General features: G+C 41.4%; 18 protein-coding genes and 3 pseudogenes. 14 read left to right on the top strand and 7 right to left on the bottom strand.

Features of this window, described 5'->3' with window-relative positions; genetic code table 11:
* Positions 1-11 precede the first annotated feature (11 nt).
* From ACYIAR_RS01580 to ACYIAR_RS01595, 4 genes and pseudogenes are all read left to right on the top strand, one after another.
* Positions 12-1601, top strand: a complete 1590-nt coding sequence (locus ACYIAR_RS01580; RefSeq protein ID WP_480331697.1) for a hypothetical protein — start codon at positions 12-14, stop codon at positions 1599-1601.
* Positions 1601-2917, top strand: a complete 1317-nt coding sequence (locus tag ACYIAR_RS01585; RefSeq protein ID WP_480331699.1) for a toprim domain-containing protein — start codon at positions 1601-1603, stop codon at positions 2915-2917. Before ACYIAR_RS01580 ends, ACYIAR_RS01585 begins: the two co-directional genes overlap by 1 nt.
* Positions 2918-2928: 11 nt before the next feature.
* Positions 2929-3414, top strand: a complete 486-nt coding sequence (locus ACYIAR_RS01590; RefSeq protein ID WP_074707979.1) for a PH domain-containing protein — start codon at positions 2929-2931, stop codon at positions 3412-3414.
* Positions 3395-3727 (top strand): annotated as a pseudogene (locus tag ACYIAR_RS01595) (hypothetical protein); the annotation flags it as partial. The gene ACYIAR_RS01590 and the pseudogene ACYIAR_RS01595, both read left to right, overlap by 20 nt.
* A gap of 132 nt (positions 3728-3859) precedes the next feature.
* Here the strand turns inward: ACYIAR_RS01595 and istB are convergent.
* From istB to ACYIAR_RS01610, 3 genes are read right to left on the bottom strand one after another with little or no spacing between them, the layout of a single operon-like run.
* A complete protein-coding gene (gene istB, locus ACYIAR_RS01600; RefSeq protein ID WP_480331376.1) occupies positions 3860-4633 on the bottom strand; it encodes an IS21-like element helper ATPase IstB in 774 nt (257 codons plus the stop codon).
* On the bottom strand, positions 4623-6065 hold the full coding sequence (istA, locus tag ACYIAR_RS01605) for an IS21 family transposase (protein ID WP_480331702.1): 1443 nt from the start codon (positions 6063-6065) through the stop codon (positions 4623-4625). The genes istB and istA overlap by 11 nt, the downstream gene beginning before the upstream one ends.
* Positions 6056-6187 (bottom strand): hypothetical protein, encoded by a 132-nt coding sequence (locus ACYIAR_RS01610; RefSeq protein WP_480331704.1) that lies wholly within the window; start codon positions 6185-6187, stop codon positions 6056-6058. The genes istA and ACYIAR_RS01610 overlap by 10 nt, the downstream gene beginning before the upstream one ends.
* Positions 6188-6377: 190 nt before the next feature.
* Between ACYIAR_RS01610 and ACYIAR_RS01615 the strand changes: the two are divergent.
* The 10 genes and pseudogenes from ACYIAR_RS01615 to ACYIAR_RS01660 all read left to right on the top strand — a co-directional run.
* A pseudogene (locus ACYIAR_RS01615) lies at positions 6378-6734 on the top strand (hypothetical protein); the annotation flags it as partial.
* Positions 6735-6740: 6 nt separating this feature from the next.
* Positions 6741-7418 (top strand): hypothetical protein, encoded by a 678-nt coding sequence (locus ACYIAR_RS01620; protein ID WP_074707974.1) that lies wholly within the window; start codon positions 6741-6743, stop codon positions 7416-7418.
* Between the two features lie 11 nt (positions 7419-7429).
* Positions 7430-8062, top strand: coding sequence for a hypothetical protein (locus tag ACYIAR_RS01625; RefSeq protein ID WP_413552138.1), 633 nt, complete (start codon positions 7430-7432; stop codon positions 8060-8062).
* An 11-nt stretch (positions 8063-8073) separates the two neighbouring features.
* The gene (locus ACYIAR_RS01630) at positions 8074-8904 is read left to right on the top strand and encodes a M23 family metallopeptidase (protein ID WP_480331706.1); all 831 of its coding nucleotides are present in this window, start codon (positions 8074-8076) and stop codon (positions 8902-8904) included.
* A 20-nt stretch (positions 8905-8924) separates the two neighbouring features.
* Positions 8925-9206 (top strand): hypothetical protein, encoded by a 282-nt coding sequence (locus tag ACYIAR_RS01635; protein WP_074707966.1) that lies wholly within the window; start codon positions 8925-8927, stop codon positions 9204-9206.
* Between the two features lie 3 nt (positions 9207-9209).
* Positions 9210-10991, top strand: a complete 1782-nt coding sequence (locus ACYIAR_RS01640) for a hypothetical protein (protein WP_480331708.1) — start codon at positions 9210-9212, stop codon at positions 10989-10991.
* 12 nt (positions 10992-11003) lie between these two features.
* Positions 11004-12971: a zincin-like metallopeptidase domain-containing protein gene (locus ACYIAR_RS01645; RefSeq protein WP_480331710.1), complete on the top strand. Its 1968-nt coding sequence runs from the start codon at positions 11004-11006 to the stop codon at positions 12969-12971.
* A gap of 8 nt (positions 12972-12979) precedes the next feature.
* Positions 12980-14560: a glucosaminidase domain-containing protein gene (locus tag ACYIAR_RS01650; protein WP_480331712.1), complete on the top strand. Its 1581-nt coding sequence runs from the start codon at positions 12980-12982 to the stop codon at positions 14558-14560.
* A 121-nt stretch (positions 14561-14681) separates the two neighbouring features.
* A complete protein-coding gene (locus tag ACYIAR_RS01655; RefSeq protein WP_258899055.1) occupies positions 14682-15296 on the top strand; it encodes a hypothetical protein in 615 nt (204 codons plus the stop codon).
* A gap of 2 nt (positions 15297-15298) precedes the next feature.
* Positions 15299-16333 (top strand): annotated as a pseudogene (locus ACYIAR_RS01660) (zincin-like metallopeptidase domain-containing protein); the annotation flags it as partial.
* Between the two features lie 182 nt (positions 16334-16515).
* On the opposite strand, the gene ACYIAR_RS01665 reads toward ACYIAR_RS01660, so the two are convergent.
* The 4 genes from ACYIAR_RS01665 to ACYIAR_RS01680 are packed head-to-tail and all read right to left on the bottom strand — an operon-like array spanning position 16516 to position 17771.
* Positions 16516-16764: a hypothetical protein gene (locus tag ACYIAR_RS01665; protein WP_074707953.1), complete on the bottom strand. Its 249-nt coding sequence runs from the start codon at positions 16762-16764 to the stop codon at positions 16516-16518.
* Entirely contained in the window at positions 16754-17107 is a 354-nt protein-coding gene (locus ACYIAR_RS01670; RefSeq protein WP_480331715.1) for a hypothetical protein, read from the bottom strand. Before ACYIAR_RS01670 ends, ACYIAR_RS01665 begins: the two co-directional genes overlap by 11 nt.
* 15 nt (positions 17108-17122) lie before the next feature.
* A complete protein-coding gene (locus ACYIAR_RS01675; RefSeq protein ID WP_258899054.1) occupies positions 17123-17485 on the bottom strand; it encodes a DUF2958 domain-containing protein in 363 nt (120 codons plus the stop codon).
* Between the two features lie 13 nt (positions 17486-17498).
* Complete coding sequence (locus ACYIAR_RS01680; RefSeq protein ID WP_258899053.1) at positions 17499-17771, bottom strand: hypothetical protein; 273 nt, start codon at positions 17769-17771, stop codon at positions 17499-17501.
* Between the last annotated feature and the right edge of the window lie 207 nt (positions 17772-17978).

The following is a 17978-nucleotide window of genomic DNA, read 5'->3' on the forward strand; positions in this document are numbered from 1 at the left end:
AACCATTCAATATGGCAATAAGAACAAATACCAATCCACGACAAATGGATCTGCAACCTGAGTTCCGTCAGCTATTGATGAGAAACGGGATGCAAGCCCATGTGGTCAGCAATGGCACTGCGTATCAATTAATCGTGCAGGGGCATGATTCTCCTATGCTCACCTATAACATCAGCCAAAAGCAGATGCTGTCTTTGACAGACTGGGGAACCAATTCTGCCAACAAGAAAGCCTATAATATATTCACAAGCATCGTTGGCAATGATTTTTATATGCCAAAAGACTTCGTTCACTTCCGAAATGCCAATGGACGTGTAGCAATGGGTTTGCATGGTTACAGAATAGGCATCGGTGAGTATGGACGATTTGGCCGTATAGGAATGCCGCCCCCGTTTTTAGGTTGGACACCGAGAAATCAAGAGGGCTTTCATCTTAGACGTGTTGGAGGTCAACTCTTCTACCCAAAAGCACCTATGGTTGCAGAGCGTTGGGACAAACGTATGAAGCCTGGCGAATTACAATCAGGAGGCTATGGTTTCTATTATAAAGGACAACAAAGGCAGAATGTAATTATTCAGCAGCCCAGTCGAGATGTTCTTAAGGATTTGCAGACAGTCATCACTCCTATCGTTTCAAGACCTCGAAGCCAAGAACCTGCCAAGCCCTACAAGGAGCTTGTTGGCTCAGACGTATATTTTTCAAATGAGAAATGGCAAGAATGTCTTTCATTGCATGGTGTTATCATCGACAAGGATGCTAAAACACTAACCATACAGTCTGAGAGCATCAATGCCGATATGGTTTATGACCTTAAAGACGATGAGTTAGCTTCGCTTACGAATAACTCCATTAAGGATCAACCTTTAGAAAAGCGTCTTGAGATTATCAATGCCATTATCAAAGACGACTTTGTAGAGGGTATTGATATGAATATGCTCAATAGTAACGAGCGTATCTCGATAGCTCTGCACCCATCCGTCAACGAAGAACTGCAACAGCGTATTGAAGAGGAACATACCATATTCCATGGAATAGAGCAGACAGATGTTCAAAGTCATGTCATTCCAGACATCAATTACAACGAAGCAACCATCATTGATGGTAATGACCTTGCCTATATCAATGAGAACAAGGGATGGTATCGGGAAGGGACACATGGAAGAGAGGTCCAGGTTGACGATATTATGGTTCATCCATCTGAAACAGAAGGCAAGTACAAGATGACAGCCATTATCAATGGAGAGGCTATCAGCCATGAAATCAGTGCTAAAGAATATGACAAGTTCCTTGCTGTGGATGATTATCACAGAATGAAACTCTTTTCTAAGATTTTCACTGAGGTAGATATGAAAACGCATCCCGAAGCCAAGAGTAATATAGGAGCCAAGATTTTGGGAGCATTGACAGCTGGAGCAGTTGTAACTACAGGCATTATCCATGGGCTGAATCATCATCACCACAGACCCGATTTTCATGAAGGGCCGCATTTCGGGCCGAGGCCCTATTTCAAGCCGGGTGTTGATACACCTCGTGATGTAGCAGCTCGAGTCTTCGAGGCAGAGATGAATAAAGAGATTGGAGAAATCAGAATGGGAAGATAATGGATAAAGGAATGACATACGACGACTTCTTGCGAAGTCTATCCATCAAGGATATTCTTGTTGATGCAGGCTATACTCTGAACAAGAGAGATGGCTTGCGTTATCCTTCGTATGTCCGTTATGGAAGTGATGGAACACGCATTCGAGGGGACAAATTCATAGTTACTCAGAATGGCAACTGTTGTTTCCGCCCTCCAGAACAGAAACTATACAATGTCATCTCATTCATCAAGGCTTTTCCTGAAAAGTTTACCGAGTTCAGAGGTGGCATATCTTCTGACCATTTGGTTAATCTAGTCTGCAATCGACTGATGAATAATCCCATAATGGATAATTCTACACATCATCGGAATTATACCACAGGAGTAAAACCATTTTCTTTGGATGACTATACGGTGCATCTGTTTAACCCTCAAGATCGAGAAACCCAGAAAAAATTCTACCCCTATTTCAAACATAGAGGTATAGACCTATATACACAATATGCCTTTCACAAGCACATTACATTGGCAACCAAGGATCGCCCAGATGGTAAGTCATATACCAATCTTTCGTTTCCACTCACCTTACCAACCGACAAGGAACAAAAAATTGTTGGATTCGAAGAAAGAGGCAGACCACAGAGTGACGGTACATCATACAAGGGAAAGGCAGAGGGCAGTAATTCGTCCAGTGGATTGTGGATAGCCAACCTTTCGGGAAAGTCTTTGGAAGATGCCATGAAAGTCCTTTGGTTCGAAAGTGCATACGATGCCATGGCTTATTATCAGCTTCATCGACAAAGTGGAGCTGACACTAAAGCCGTGTATGTCTCAACTGGTGGTAATCCTACTGAGAATCAATTTTGTGGTTTGGTAAGTGTCACGCCCCAAGCCAAACATCACCTATGCTTCGATAATGATAATGCAGGACGAATTTTCGCCTTAAACTTTGCATATCAACCCAAATTAGAATGGAGAGACTATGTCTACAGTCTAAAAGATCCATTGGATGTAAAAAGCGGAGATTATTCGCTACTGCCTAAGGACGCAAGGAATTTGTATGCTAAGGCTGAATCATTGGAGATTGAATATTATTCTTCAAAGAGCAGTGGTTTGGTGTGCAAAGAAGACCTGGAAGATATCAAGTCTGAAGCAATCATGGCTATCAAACAGTTTAATGAGGCCATACGTGAAGCTTTGCCATTCAGGTGTTCTGTGGCAATAGAGCAAATACCATCAGGATACAAAGACTGGAATGATGCATTGATTCATGGAAAGGCAAAAGATATTGAAACTGAAGAGACGATTGAAAGAACTGGAGGAATGAAAAGATAATCAAAAATACTATGGCAATAAGTAATCGAAACATATTAAGCATTACCCCCAACCCGATACAGTTCATCATTAATGAACTTCCATACCTGATGCTCTGTCCATTGGGTTTGGTGTATTCAGGTATTGAGGGTAATCCCTTATCCAGTTTGGTGTTAGGCATATCTATCTGTTTACTCATGATGTTAATCTACAGATATGCCTATTTGCGTAGAATACGATATCATATCGGTGAGGAACAACTGATTTTTGAATATGGTATATTCCAACGAAAAGTGCATTACATGGAACTCTATCGAATTGTAGATTTCTATGAACATCAGAGTTTTATGCAGCAGTTGCTTTCGCTCAAGTCTGTTACTGTTTTCTCTATGGACAGGCAAACCCCACGACTGGAGATGCAAGGTATACGAGCCTCTAAGGAGATTATTTCGATTATTCGCCAAGGTGTTGAATCAAATAAGAAAAGACGAGGAGTTTATGAAATTACCAATAGATAAGATACTGATTATCATCTGTCTCTTTTGCGTAACCCATGCAAAGGCCCAGATTGCGGCATCCAATCCACTTGAATGGATGGCTTTGGCCGAGGGTAATGAGCTTCTTAACTCTGAGATTGAGAAACAGATCAATGGTCAGACCAAGACCGCTGTTCTTCAGAATACCATAGCAGCCGAATTTACCAAAATGCATGAGTGGGAAAAGAAGTACAATGCCTATCTGAAGACTGCAAGTGGGTATGCTTCATCACTAAAGGCATGTACTCATCTATACAACGATGGAGTACGCATATTCATTACGCTGGGAAAGGTTAGATGGAAAATATAAAGTCACTTGACCCACTATTATACTCTAAATTGACCCATCAAAAAAATATTAGAATTAAGTAGAGAAAAATGCATTTTAACCCGGGTCAGTTTCAATTATAATTCTTTATAGCAGATACTACTTCTTTTTAGCATTAATCTTTCTTACAGAATCTCCCGTTAGTTCAATTTTGTGTGCCGTATGTACAATTCTGTCCAGGATTGCATCAGCTAAAGTAGGATCTCCAATTGCATCATACCAGCTTTCAACTGGAAGTTGTGATGTTATTATGATTGATTTTATTCCGTGTCTGTCTTCTATTATTTCCATAAGTATTGACCTTTCCCTGGCATCCAGTCCTATAAGAAAGAGATCGTCTAAAATAAGCAGTGAACACTTTTCAATTTTTTTCATCTCAGATTCTATAGTTCCCTTGTTTTTGGCCATTTTAAGCTGTCCCATAAGCTTTGACGCATTGGAGTATAAAGTTCTGACTCCATTTTTGCATGCTTCATATCCTATTGCTGAAGCTATATAGCTTTTACCTGTTCCGGAGCTTCCTGTGATAAAAATATTCTGTCCGTCTCTTATAAAATCAAGAGAAGCAAGTCTCTCGAGCTGGTTCCGGTCAAGGTTCCGTTTTATTGTATAGTCTATTTTTTCCATATATGCCTTATATCTGAAGTTTGCAGATCTTATCAGTCGCTCAATGCTTACATTGCGTCTGTAATCATACTCGCTTTCAAGAAGCCATTTCAGGAACTCATCGTTTGTCATACCATCAGAGGATGTTGTCCTGCAGTCATTCCTGTATGTTTCAAGCATACCGTAAAAACGTAATTTGGAGAGTAACTCCATTATTCTGTCCATATTTTTTCCGACAGTTCTGTTTGTTTTATTATTACTTGTCATTTTTATCCATATTTTTAGAGTTAAAATAATCCTTACCTCTGAGATTTCTGTGTTTAGGGGTAAGTTCAGGAGCAAGCCCCTCCATTTGTATATGATACTTTTCATCTTCCCTGTTTACCAGAAGGCTTTCAAGTTCGTTGAACCCGAACATGCAGGATTCCATTGCTATCTGGCATGCAAGAACCACTCTGTCGTGTCCGAAACGTTCCACAAGACATAATATACCATCAGCTGAACGTATAGCCTGAACAGGATATTTTTTGGCAACAGCCACCAACTTTATATACTCTTCCACTACCGGGTCTATTTCACGTGCCTTGCGGTATATATCATCCATTCTGATTCTGTATTCATGTAGTACTCCGGGAAGTTTATGGGAAGGTTTTTCTGAATAAGTGAAAGGTGTATCATCCCTGCGATGTGTCGTTATGTGTCTGAATTTATGATATATCTCCACTGTGTCCCCATCATACAGTAATTCTACAGCATCGCCTATATACTCTTTAGGAACACTGTAATAGTGATTGTTAAGCGATACATAACTGTTTTTCATGACAGTTGCCGTTTTCCGGTTTTTTGATATAAATCTTGTTGCCGGCAATATATGTAGCCTGTCTTTCTCGACCTCGAGGAAACGCTCCCTACGGCTGTAGCTGCGGTTGTACATCTTTCGGCTGTTCAATGCGTCAGTATGTTTCATTATTTCTATGTTCAAGGCTTCAATATCATTGAATTTCAATCCTGTCATCTTTGAATATACCTCCCTGTAAAGCAGTCTTACAGCATTTTCAACCAAAGCCTTGTCTTTGGGTTTGCGCACTCTTGCCGGAAAGACAACACAACCATAATGGTCTGCAAATGCCGCAAAGTCATCATTTATTACAGGCTCTATTCCACCGGGCCTTGTTACGGCAGATTTGAGGTTGTCGGGAACTATGGCATTTGGTACACCTCCAAAATAATGGAAAGCATTTTCACATGCCTGGATAAGATATTCTTTCTTTTGCGATGGTACAGCCTCGTAATAAGTAATCTGACTGCATGGAAGTATCGCAGCAAAGACTTCTACGGGAACCTTATCACCCGTATTCCTGTCTGAAATATAAAGTTTGTCACCGGCAAAATCCACATACATCTGATCACCAGCTATATGATCTATGCGTCCAACCGGTATTTTTACCTCCCTTTCACGTCTGAGATACAGGCAGAATGAACAATAACTGTAACCTTGGGGACGGTTTCTCAGATACTCCTCATACAAGGACCTTCTTGTTGTTCCACGGGATTTAAGTCGTTTAATGTACTCAGGTATATGTTCTTGAAGATACTTATACTCTGCAGATCCTGTTGATTCGTTGTCAGTCTCCGTACCGAAAAGTTCATGCAGATGATGCTCGTCCATTTTCAACAGGCGTTCCAGCTCTATACCCATATCCTCGTATATTCGGATATACCGTTTACTGTATTACGTGAAATCAGAAGAGAAGAACTGATACTACGGATACTCATTCCTGACTGGTAGCACCGCAGTATGTGCTTGATTCTTATTTTCATTCTTTAAAATTTTTATTCGGTTAATGATACCGGGTTAAAATGCTTTTTAAAGTACAAAAACAAGACTGAAATGTGGTAATTCTATAGGGTCAATTTTTATTATAATCTAAGTGGGTCAGTTTCGGTTATAAAGGTGGGTCAGGTGATTTTTATAATAGTGGGTCAAGTGACTTTATATTTTCCAGTTAGAAAAGCCATACAGAATAACCCACAGGGTATCGTCGCAACCATGAGCATGAACAATCTCTATATTGAGACAGCAACAGAGCTGATTTCAGTTTTCACGATGCTCAATGATGCAGTGGCTAAAGGAGGAACGGACAACATGTTAAATGGAGCAGAGCGTTCAAAGACCCTCTGGGCATTGAATGACCGTCTTGCCTGCTTTTCTGACAAGTTGAATATGTTATACCTCAGTATCAGATACTACACATTAATGGATGTATGGGATAATGCCACTGAAGGTATGATAAATAAGAACAATGGAATGATTGCTAACAGAGCTTTGGACCGTTGGAGAAGAGCAGCCATGTATTCAAGGAATTGATAGCTTATGAAGAGAGTGATTTTAGTCATGATGTTGTTACTCAGCATCAATAGCATAAAGGCACAGAATGACCCAGTTCTAGCAGGTATGATACTTCTCTATACCGAAAAGGCAGAAAAGACCCTCAAGAATCAGGAGCTGGCTATGATGATGCAAACCACCGGACATCTTTGGACAAAGGAAGAAGTTGAAGCAACAGCCGACTTGCAGAGGGAGTTCAATACCTACCTTGACTCTTTTCGTTCGATTCTTTGTTATGCAGCACAGATATACGGTTTTTATCACGAGATAACGCTGCTTACCGAGAACATGGGTGGACTGATACAGCAATTAGAAAAGAATACTACCAACGCATTGGCTGTTGCACTCTCCACGAACAGGAACAAAATCTATCGGGAAGTTATCCTGAACAGCGTGGAGATTGTCAATGATATTCGGACGGTCTGTTTGAGCAAGAATAAGATGACCGAACAGCAACGTTTGGAGATAGTCTTCAATATACGTCCCAAGCTTCAGGTGATGAACAAGAAGCTCAAACGGCTCACCATAGCGGTTAAATACACCTCCATGAATGATGTGTGGCTGGAAATCAGTGAAGGTACACGCCCAATGGCCGACAAGACACAGATTATTGAGGATGCTAAAAGACGGTGGAAACAGATAGGTAGAAATGTAAGACCATAAAATTTATAGATATGAGTTTTTGGAGTTCATTATTGAAATATGGTGGCCAAGCAGTAAAAGCCACAGGGCGTTCTGCTGGTCAAGCCCTGCTACAACCTAGTAGAACGCTGAGAGGTGCAGGGCAAGCAGTCAAAACAGCAGCCATAGGTGGAGCAGTAGGTTATGTCGGTTGGGAAAAGCTGACCACGGACAAAAGTGTTGTACGCATCGTTAGTGATGCCGTTGTAGGCTCTGATGCATCGGACGCAATAGCAGAAACAGCTAGTGATGTTAAAGCATTGAAGGAAAAGGCTGGAGAGGCAATCGAAACGATGAACACTGCTATGGGAGACATGAATTCAAAATGGAGTGGCATGACCAACTTCTTTCAGGGTCTCTTCAGTGGTAATGGTATCGATATGTTCAAGAATTTCTTCAGCAACCTAGGTAAAGGCAATGTTTCAGGACTAAGTCTGGCTGGACTAGTAGCTGCTGCTTATTTGGTTTTTGGCAGAGGTGGCTTCTTGGGTAAGCTTGCAGGAACAATGCTAGCCTTGATGTTAATTGGCAACAACTCCAATATGAACCAAGTGATTGCAAGAGACAAAGGCACAGAACGTAATGTCGAGCCTGAAGAAACACAATCTAGAGGCATGAAACGATAAATATTAGGATTATGAAATATACAGAAGAGATGATCTTGTATTCTTCAAGTGGTTACTGTATGCCCTTCGAAGAACAGAAAGGCAAGGAAGTAGAAATGTTGTTTGGTTACGGCAATCAAAAGAAAGAAGACTCAAACGAAACTTACTTCAATCATGGCATTGATTTCAAAGCCAAGAATTATCTATTGTCTGCCGTAGCTACTGGTATTGTAACGAGTGTCGGCAATGAGCGAAACAAAGGTGTGTATCAGACTATCCGCTATGGTAACTATGAGGTCACATATTCAAAGTTGGCTTCTATATTCGCCCATTTCGGTCAAAGGGTTAAGGCTGGTGATATTGTAGCCATGAGTGGCGACTCCCTGCATATGGAAGTCAAGTTCAATGGTCAGGAACTCAATCCTATCGAATTTCTCACTATGCTCTATGGTAACATTAAGGCATTGGAAGAATCCCGACACAATGGAAGAGTTGAGTTCATGACTTTTGATATGGGGCCAACCAAGTATGAGAAGGACAAACAGGAAATAGAGGAACTTTTGATGCAATATTTCCCCATCTACATGCAAGACCTTCATTGTGGTGAATATGCATTACCAGAACACACAGAGCAATCTCTAAGAAACATCTTCTCTGTAGCCTCTTCGAAGAACTATTTCTTTGAATCAGTCCCAAGCATGTCCAATCCGATGGGGTTAGGAAACAGAGCTATGCCTATTGCCGTCAAAGTTCAGAATCTGCTTATCGGTGATTTCTTGAACTACCTGGCATTACGGCATAATGTCTACCTATCCACGATGGATGAAGTAGTAAAAAAAAACTTTATGCCGAAGCAACAGTAAGTAGTGGAATTGTTGACCCACTGGCAGAATTGGATATCGATATCCAAACATTTGATATACCAAGACTCGTCTCTGTCTATCCTGACCGTGCAGGTGTAAGATGGTGGACAAAGGCTTGGTTCAACAATCGGGATGAAGGAGAATGTTCTGTAGAGATTGAACGGCAACAAGCAATCCAGTTCATACAGAACCGCATTGATAAAGACTTGTGGTTGGAGGAATACTTCCCGAAACAGATGGAAGTCTACCACCATGCCATAGAACAAACCAAAGAGCAGTTATTACAACAATTGAACATTTAGAAGATGAGCGTTAGCAACCAAATAAGTCGTTTTGCAGAACTGGAAGTGTTGATGGACAAGTATTTTCATCAGCACATTGCTCCTATTATGAAAGAGACAAGAGCGTATCTTGTTCAAAAGCAAGGAGAAGAGATGCGAGAGTATTCAACCAGTGCTGCTGGCATACTCAGTAGCATGGCTTCTGCCCATATGCCGATGTCCACACCCTATGATACCTTGAAGGTCACTGGAGAGTGGAACTCCAAGAATACTGAAGACTATATAGCCATGTGTAGGGAGCGGATTGTGGAATCAGATAAGATTCAGCACGACTTGACTTTCATTGCTGACGAATGGCGTAATACCGTGATAGACGAAGTTGGCTTGGAACGTTATGATGAGTTGTCTGAAGCTATCGGTACAGATTTGGCCAACGCTTTTATTGAGAATCGGTTTGAGCAAAAGATGATAGACAAACTGGTTAAAGAGAGGACGCCCCAGTCTTCTTCTGAATATATCATCCGTAAAGCTGCTGAATCATCTATTTTCGGTCTGAATCAAGTTTTAAAAAAGTCACCTTTGGATCATGAGATTGATAAACGTGGCGAAGCAGCTTATAACCCAAGTAATCTTGAAAAGGGTGCTGGTTATACAGTTGGAGCTGTAGTTGATGCTGTTTCTATGGGTGGTGCAGGTTCATGGACCAGTCTTGCCAAGTTTGTAGGAATTGACCTTGCTATCACAGCAGTAGCAAACAGAGGGAACGATGAAAAAGAGGCAGTTTCTGTCGAAGAATGTATTAGCAAAGGTGTATTCAATAGCGACAAGAATGTGTTCGATGGATTCCGTGAAGAAGCAAGGAGACTCACTATAAACGAGAGTGAATACATTGCCAATACAAACAAGCAGTTGAGCAATCCACTATACATACCTGATTACAGCTTCAGCCATTGGATAGATCCTCAGCAGCACATCTGGAAATGGAATGAAAATTCTAACAGTCAAGAATCACGATCCAATGTCCCACTTGTCATAGCTCCAGGGCATGAGAAAGCGTACCTTCAGTCTCTTCAAGAGAAAAAGAAGACTGAACAAACAGAAATTATCGAGGTAGAAGAACCCTCTCCTATTGTTACCAAGGAAGAGGTTCAGAATGACGAACAAGTTATAGAGGAAGCAAATGAGAATGTAAGTACTCCACAACAGACGAACACCAAGGGTTGGTCAGGATTGCTAAGTACTGTAGGGCTTGATAATTTTAAGGATGTGAGCCATAATCTCGGTTATGTCTTTGCCATGCTTCCCGATATGATTGTTGGTCTGTTTACTGGCAAGACCAAATCATTGAATTTAAGCAACAGCCTTCTTCCTGTAGCAAGTATCCTTGCAGGAATGTTTGTGAGGAATCCATTACTGAAGACATTGCTGATTGGACTCGGAGGCATGAACTTAGTCAATAAGGTCGGACATGAAGCCTTGCAGAACAAGCAGAATGAAGGTTGGGATAATCCGAATGTCAGAAATGCCAATCAGGTGCAGTATCGAAAATATGAGGATGAGCCTTTAAATAGCAGAATCAGTGGTCCAGTCCTACAAGGACATAGCTTGATTGCCACTATCGACAACATACCTTGTACGATACAGCTTCCAAGCTCAGTCATTGATGCCTATAGGTCGGGAGCCTTACCATTGAATACATTGGCAAATGCTGTTTTGGCAAAGAGTGACCAGATGCAACGAATGGCTTCACAGAACTATGAACAGGAACAGAGAGAGACAATCACCAGAGTTAGAGGTATACAATAAATCAATATCGATATGAAAGAACTTACCAATTCGGAAAAAGCTTCAGCAAGCAGACAAATAGAGCTGCTGAGTGATGCGTTTAATACTGCATTGAATGCCGGTGGATATTGGTTGAATGCCACGGGTAAGAAATATCCAAAGTTTTACCCTCAAGGTGTAGCCGTCAATCCCCACAATGCCTTGTTGATGGCACTTCATTCTGACAAGAATGGGTGTAAAAGTAACCTTTTCACTCTATACAACGAAGCTAAAGCACGTGGTGCTTCAGTAAGAGAAAACGAGAAAGGTGTACCTTTCCTTTTCTATAACTGGAATAAGTACGTGAACCGCAATAATCCTGAGCAGATTATCTCCCGAAGTGATTATCTCAAATTGGCACCTGAAGAACAGAGGCAATTTAAGGGCGTTCATAACCGAGAAATCAGAACCCTCTTCAACATTGACCAGACCATACTTCCCTACGTTGATCGGGATGGTTATGAGAGTGCCATCTTGAAGGATGGAAGCATTCACCATCGTCAAGTTACGGCCAATGATGAACGCTATTTGAGAATCAGATTCAATGATTTTCTTCTTAAAATGAGAGAGAATCTTGTACCTGTTCGAAGTAATGGAAGTGGAAAATCTTACTACGATTCTTCCAAAGATGCAGTATATGTCCCTATTCAGAGAGGATTTGACCATTACCATGACTATGTGCAAGAGACATTACGACAAATCATATCAGCAACTGGACACCAGCAGAGACTGGCACGTGAAGGTATGGTCATGAAAAATGGTGTTGCTCCATCTGAGGACTCTGTAAAAAGAGAACAATTAGTTGTCGAGATTGCTTCAGGTATTAAAATGTTGGAATTGGGACTTCCTGCCAGGCTATCTACAGAAGGCATGAAGATGGTTGAGTTCTGGAATCGAGAACTCAAAGAAGACCCTAATTTGCTCTCTGCTATAGAGGGTGATGTAAACAACTCTCTTGAGGTTATTCGTAGAGCAGAGAAAGGCGAAAAGATTGAATATGCCACCTATCGTAATGCAAAGGAAACGGAACAAATGCGTGATCAGCTTCCAAAGCATTATACAATAGCAGATGAGATAAAGAGCAGACCTAATTCAGATAATCGTATTGTCGTCATTGTCAAAGATATTGGCTCCAAGCAAGCCGATGTGATCCTCCCTCAAGGAGCATCCTTGGAGCCTGATGTGGAAGTTAAAGGCATGAGTAAGGCTCGCATAGAACGAGAACTTAAACTCAGTGGAATTGAGAATGTGAGGTTCTACAATCCCGATGGAGCCTTTGGCTACCGTCCGGATGACTCTTACTTTGCCAATAAGGAGATTTCAGAAGCCCGACTCAATAATTGGGCATTGGAATACCTTTCAACCCTTGACGCCACATACGCAGTCAAGAAGGCTAATGAAGTTCGTTTCGACCAGATACAAATGCTTCAGGATGACAAATGCAGATGGACGTTATATATCAAGCCTGAAGGTAAAGATGGCTTCTCGATATATCCTGATAAAGCGGATTTGAACCTCTTTTTCACCACTTTGAAACAATCAATGAATAACTTGGGAAACATTCGTTCTGAATTGGCCAACAAATATTACGCTCTGTCAGAGACGCATCCCGAATTAAAGGTGGACCTCTTTGGAAGTAGTGCTCAAGATACCGATCTGAATAAGATTGAACGCATTGCCATATACAAGACGAAGGACGGCATCTTCTGTGCTGCATCCATCAATGGTGAGAAGGTTGCACCACGCAGTGTTACGCCACAACAATGGCAACGCATGTGGATTGCAGAAGACAAGAATGAGTATAAACGCCATTTAGCAGCCACTCTATATGCAGATATTCTCAATATCGGTGCTTCTCATGAAAAGAGTACCAATGAGAAAACGGCTCAGGAAGTAGAGAATGCCAATCAGAATGAGAACCAATCAGAAGAAGAGAGACGACCACAAGGAATTAAAATGTAATCATAGATATGGGAAAGAGTAAAAATCAGGAATATGCGGAACAGTACGCCCAGTACGCAAAGGAACAGATGGTCAAATACGGCATTCCAGCATCCGTGACATTAGCTCAAGGAATATTGGAGAGTGCCAATGGGCAGAGTCAGTTAGCGAGGAAGGAGAATAACCATTTTGGCATTAAAGCCAGTGCTGCCTGGCTTGCTCAGGGCGGTAAATATGGAGTATACACGGATGATAAGCCAAATGAGAAGTTCTGTGCCTACGACAATGTGGGTGAATCCTTTGAGCACCATAGTAAGGTATTGGTTGACAATAAGCGTTACGCCCAGTGTTTCACTTTAGCTCCTGACGATTATAAGGGATGGACTGAAGAAATAGCCAAGGCTGGATATGCCAGTGGCTCAGACTATGACAAGAAACTCCAGCAAATCATTGAACGTAACGGACTTGACAAGTATGACAAGGAAGTGATGCTACAATTACAGTCTGAAGGGAAATCTACAGGACAAGCCAATGCTGAGATGAGAGAACCCCAACCGATTGTAGTAGATGACAAGATTCTTGTTACAGAATATTCCTTACCACTTAAACGTGATGATTTCTTGTTTGTCACATCCCCATTCAGAGTTCGTGAAGACCCTCTTGACCCATCGAAAAAGCAGATGCATTCCGGTATGGACATCAGGTGTGATAAGGAAATCCTTATGGCAACTGAATCTAATGGCAAAATTGTCAAGGTTAACCACAACGGACAGACAGAGGCTGGTAAAAGTGTGACCGTTGAGTATGAACGAGAAGACCAGACAAAGGTACAAGTTACCTATGCTCATCTTGATTCCGTAACAGTGAAAGTTGGCGATACTGTCAAGGCAGGTCAACAGTTGGGTATTTCAGGTAATACAGGTACACGAACAACTGGACCTCATCTACACCTGGAGGTGAAGACGATTCAAGCGGATGGATCTTCGAGAAATGTTGACCCTGCTGCATACTTGGCTGAGATTTCTCAAAAGGGAAATATCCAAATACAAGCACTACATAACGGAACTGATTTGATGGCCAAGTTCCAGACAACAGAACATGGAACACAAATAGACCATACGATGACCGCTGATGACTGGATGAAGAAACTACTCTCATCCGAAGATAGTGGCATTGGATTGGGTGGCAGTCATGACCCTATTATTGACTTTGCTGTCACGGCTTTCTCTTCATTGATGATGCTTGCCGTAGAGATCGATAAGAAGAGCGAAGAGGAAAAGATTGATGAGATCTCCGATGCTGTAGACAAGAAAAGCATCGATTTGACCTCTTTGCTACCTAATTACAAGAGTTGTACACTGGATATCAACGATAAAGGAGAGACGCTTATTAGAGCAACTACTGGCGACAAGACAGTGTCGCATACGCTGAGTTCCAACGAGCTTAGTCGCCTTTCTGTGGTTTTGAATAATAATGAGCTTACAGATGAATCAAAACGCCTGCGTGTAGCCGGAATAGTAAATTCTGTGATATTGACCAAGTTTGCCTCTCAGAACTTCGAACAAGGAATGAGTCAGGGACAGGGTCAGGAAGAGAGTCTTAAACGATAGTATTAAAAGCGTGATGATATGATACAAATGATTAGAGCACCTGATGGTGAATTTATAACTCAACGTTCAACAAATTAGTCTGTATTAGTCATAGTCATTGTATAACACTAAAGCAATAATTATGATTAAATGTGAAGTTAGCGTATGTGGCACTATCAACAAAGAGGCCATCATTCGCACCAATAAAGACGGTAAATCGTTCATGTCTTTCGCTATGAATATCGTGCTTCCTACAACATCAGGAAGTAAGGTGTTAGATGTCAGCGTTCTTTGTGATTGTGAGAAGAATAATGATGTATCCAAATTCTGTGTCGGCACACGATTGAATGCATCTGGAACATTGCTCTTCAAGAAGCGTGGAGAGAACCTATATCTCAATCTTTATGCAGAGGGATTTGAGTTCGAGAATGTAGCTGCCATCGATTCTATCAAGGGCAGTATGCTGTTCCGAGGTAAATTGGGCAAGACCATCGAGGAGAAAACCGATAAAAAAGGGAATAAATATCGCACCTTTTCAGGAGTATCATCGGAAAAGGTGTCAGATGGCTTTGAGTATATCTGGATCAGTTTCTTTGATTTCAGTCAAGTTCTTGATGACGCTATCAAACCAGAAACAAAGGTGGAGATTGCAGGAACTTTGGATCTGTCTTTCTTCAAGGAGAAGCTTACCATCAGTTCAAGAATCAAGAGCGTCAGCCCATATGTACCTGTTGCCAACACATCTAATCAAGAATAGTTATGGCTCGATATCATAAAAACTCATCAGGTCCAAGCAGTGAAGACAAGGCTCTTGAGCTGTTCGCGGATATGATTATTGAAAAGATTGAAGGTCTTCAGCAGGATTGGAACAAGCCCTGGTTCACCCAAGGTGCCCTAAGATGGCCTAAGAATCTGACTGGTCGTGAGTATAATGGAATGAATGCCCTTATGCTTATGATGCACTGTGAAAAGAATGGATATACCATACCCAGGTTCTGTACTTTTGACTGTATTCAGCGATTCAACAAGCCAGACGGTAAAGATGGCGAAGAACTTCCCAGAGTATCAGTCCGCAAGGGCGAACAATCATTTCCTGTGATGCTTACCACCTTTACATGCATCGACAAAGAGACCAAAGAGAAGATTAAGTATGACGACTACAAACGTCTGACAGATGAAGAAAAAGCACACTACAACGTATATCCCAAGTTACAAGTCTTCAGAGTGTTCAATGTGGCTCAGACAAACCTTCAGGAAGCACGGCCTAAACTATGGGAGAAGCTGGAACAAGAAGAGACAGTCACCGCAAGGGAGAATCAAGATTCGTTCAAATTTGAGCCGGTAGACAAAATTATAGCAGATAATCTATGGATTTGTCCCATCAAGCCACAGTACCAGGATAACGCCTATTTTTCCATATCCAAGAATGAGATTGTGGTACCAGAGATGCGACAGTTTAAAAACAGTGAGGCTTTCTACGGAACACTGTTTCACGAGATGATTCACTCTACTGGAGCTAAAGACCAATTGGATCGGTTCAGTCCTTCACATGGCTTTGGAAGTTCTGAATATGCCAGAGAGGAATTGGTGGCCGAATTGGGCAGTGCTCTTACATCACAACGATATGGAATGACCAAGAATATAAAAGAAGACAGTTGTGCTTACCTGAAGTCATGGCTAACCCAGCTCAAAGAGTCACCACAATTCATTAAGACAACTCTGTTGGATGTAAAGAAAGCAACCTCCATGCTTACCCAAGTAGTCGATAAAGTCTCTTTGGAACTGGAAGAAAGCAGGACTAGCAATGTTGGCCAGCGAAATGATTCGCACATTGTTGAAGAATTGTCAAATGAAGGTATACAAAAGGATGTGGAAGAGGTTGATGAAACGCACGAAACTGAAGATATCGAGAGACGTTCTTCCATGAGAAGATGAGATTAGCCACCAGTAGTATTCGCTATTGGTGGCTAATCAATTTATGCTTCCAGATACTCCTGCCAGTCCATCTCATCTACTGTCAGTTCCTTCAGCTCCCAATCGTAGGCAACTTCAGGTAGCGTAGTATAAGGAAAATGAACCGTATAACCTATCTGGCCGTATGAACAATGGAGTGGCGTAACACAAATCATCGTTCCATAATAGGTTTGAGGAGTGCAATATTTCTCCCAATCAAAACGTCCATTGCGGATGTTGGTACACAATGTACGTATAATCTTATTTTCCATATTTCTCCTCCAAGGTTAGGTACAAGTCAAGTATATATTTCTCTGTCGCCTCCATATCCTCTACAATATCCTTGATGTGATAAGGTGCTCCATTCTTTCCGTGTCCGTCTTCACCAATCCAAAGATAGGCTTCATAGTCAGGGTCGTATGAATCATAGCATTCATAAAGATTATGAATAAATGACTTGACATCATTACCTGACATTTCAACAGAGATATTAAAATCCTGACCAGCAGGAGTGAAACGCTGAAGCTCAACACATTTAGCATTCTTTCCAAGATTCTCAATAGAGACGTTCCACCCTTGCTGTTCAATGATTTTCTGTAGTCGTTTAACACTCATTCCCATAGTTGTAGCTTAAAAGTTTGCCAAGAAATCCTGCAACTCCTTATCCTTTATCTCCTTGAGTTTACAAGGCTTAAAATCCTCAATAGCCTCTATATGAAGTTTTACAGGTAATCCATATCTACTACCGTCAACCTCTATGCTCTCCATCTCACTAAGGCTGAAGTAACCATACTCTGTTTGGTACATACCGGTTACAATACCAAAGAATGTGAAGTCATCACCTTGTTGTTCTCCCTCGATGATGTACCATCGGATATTGCCTATTCCCAACACTGCCACACATACGGCATCACCTCGCTTGTCATCTTGAGAATACAGAGGGTACTGTTTCAGTGCCTCAATCATTGCTGCTGTCAATAATCTGCTTTCCATAAGTCTGTCTTTGTTAAATGAAATAATCCTCGTTATCTACTTTAAGTGCCTCTATCAGCTGCTCATCTGGTAAAGCCAGTGTCTGCTCGTCTATGAAAAAGAAAATCTCATCATAGATTTCTTGGGCTTTCTTGCTTACGAAACCCTCCATTGGGTCATCCATGGCTTGCGGTTGAAGAGCATCCAAAAACTTCAGCCCACCAATGATAAGGTCGTAACCTTCATTGTCCTTAACAATCCTACAGGTAAACACCTCACCTTGAAATACAAAATCTCTTGTCGTCATACGCTTGAATATTAAGTTTTTTCTTTTCCCTTATTTTATTGCTTCCAATCGAAGCGGAATCGGGATTTACGGATGCTGATAGAGGTCATTTGAAGAGCTTTCTGTAGGCTTTTATGATGAAATACGCTCTCCTTGAGAGGAAGATTTCTTCATAAACATGCTTGAGCCGTACATAATGCTCAATGACCTACCTTTGCTATCCGAAAA

Source organism: Parabacteroides sp. KHUB-01 (genome assembly GCF_056640935.1).

Excerpts from the sequence above, each read along its gene's own strand:
- istA (WP_480331702.1), bottom strand. The coding sequence starts at position 6,065 with ATGGGTATAGAGCTGGAACGCCTGTTGAAAATGGACGAGCATCATCTG.
- istB (WP_480331376.1), bottom strand. The coding sequence starts at position 4,633 with ATGACAAGTAATAATAAAACAAACAGAACTGTCGGAAAAAATATGGAC.
- ACYIAR_RS01640 (WP_480331708.1), top strand. The coding sequence starts at position 9,210 with ATGAGCGTTAGCAACCAAATAAGTCGTTTTGCAGAACTGGAAGTGTTG.
- ACYIAR_RS01625 (WP_413552138.1), top strand. The coding sequence starts at position 7,430 with ATGAGTTTTTGGAGTTCATTATTGAAATATGGTGGCCAAGCAGTAAAA.
- ACYIAR_RS01645 (WP_480331710.1), top strand. The coding sequence starts at position 11,004 with ATGAAAGAACTTACCAATTCGGAAAAAGCTTCAGCAAGCAGACAAATA.
- ACYIAR_RS01620 (WP_074707974.1), top strand. The coding sequence starts at position 6,741 with ATGAAGAGAGTGATTTTAGTCATGATGTTGTTACTCAGCATCAATAGC.
- ACYIAR_RS01585 (WP_480331699.1), top strand. The coding sequence starts at position 1,601 with ATGGATAAAGGAATGACATACGACGACTTCTTGCGAAGTCTATCCATC.
- ACYIAR_RS01590 (WP_074707979.1), top strand. The coding sequence starts at position 2,929 with ATGGCAATAAGTAATCGAAACATATTAAGCATTACCCCCAACCCGATA.
- ACYIAR_RS01655 (WP_258899055.1), top strand. The coding sequence starts at position 14,682 with ATGATTAAATGTGAAGTTAGCGTATGTGGCACTATCAACAAAGAGGCC.
- ACYIAR_RS01650 (WP_480331712.1), top strand. The coding sequence starts at position 12,980 with ATGGGAAAGAGTAAAAATCAGGAATATGCGGAACAGTACGCCCAGTAC.
- ACYIAR_RS01665 (WP_074707953.1), bottom strand. The coding sequence starts at position 16,764 with ATGGAAAATAAGATTATACGTACATTGTGTACCAACATCCGCAATGGA.
- ACYIAR_RS01630 (WP_480331706.1), top strand. The coding sequence starts at position 8,074 with ATGAAATATACAGAAGAGATGATCTTGTATTCTTCAAGTGGTTACTGT.
- ACYIAR_RS01675 (WP_258899054.1), bottom strand. The coding sequence starts at position 17,485 with ATGGAAAGCAGATTATTGACAGCAGCAATGATTGAGGCACTGAAACAG.
- ACYIAR_RS01610 (WP_480331704.1), bottom strand. The coding sequence starts at position 6,187 with ATGAAAATAAGAATCAAGCACATACTGCGGTGCTACCAGTCAGGAATG.
- ACYIAR_RS01680 (WP_258899053.1), bottom strand. The coding sequence starts at position 17,771 with ATGACGACAAGAGATTTTGTATTTCAAGGTGAGGTGTTTACCTGTAGG.
- ACYIAR_RS01670 (WP_480331715.1), bottom strand. The coding sequence starts at position 17,107 with ATGAGTGTTAAACGACTACAGAAAATCATTGAACAGCAAGGGTGGAAC.
- ACYIAR_RS01580 (WP_480331697.1), top strand. The coding sequence starts at position 12 with ATGGCAATAAGAACAAATACCAATCCACGACAAATGGATCTGCAACCT.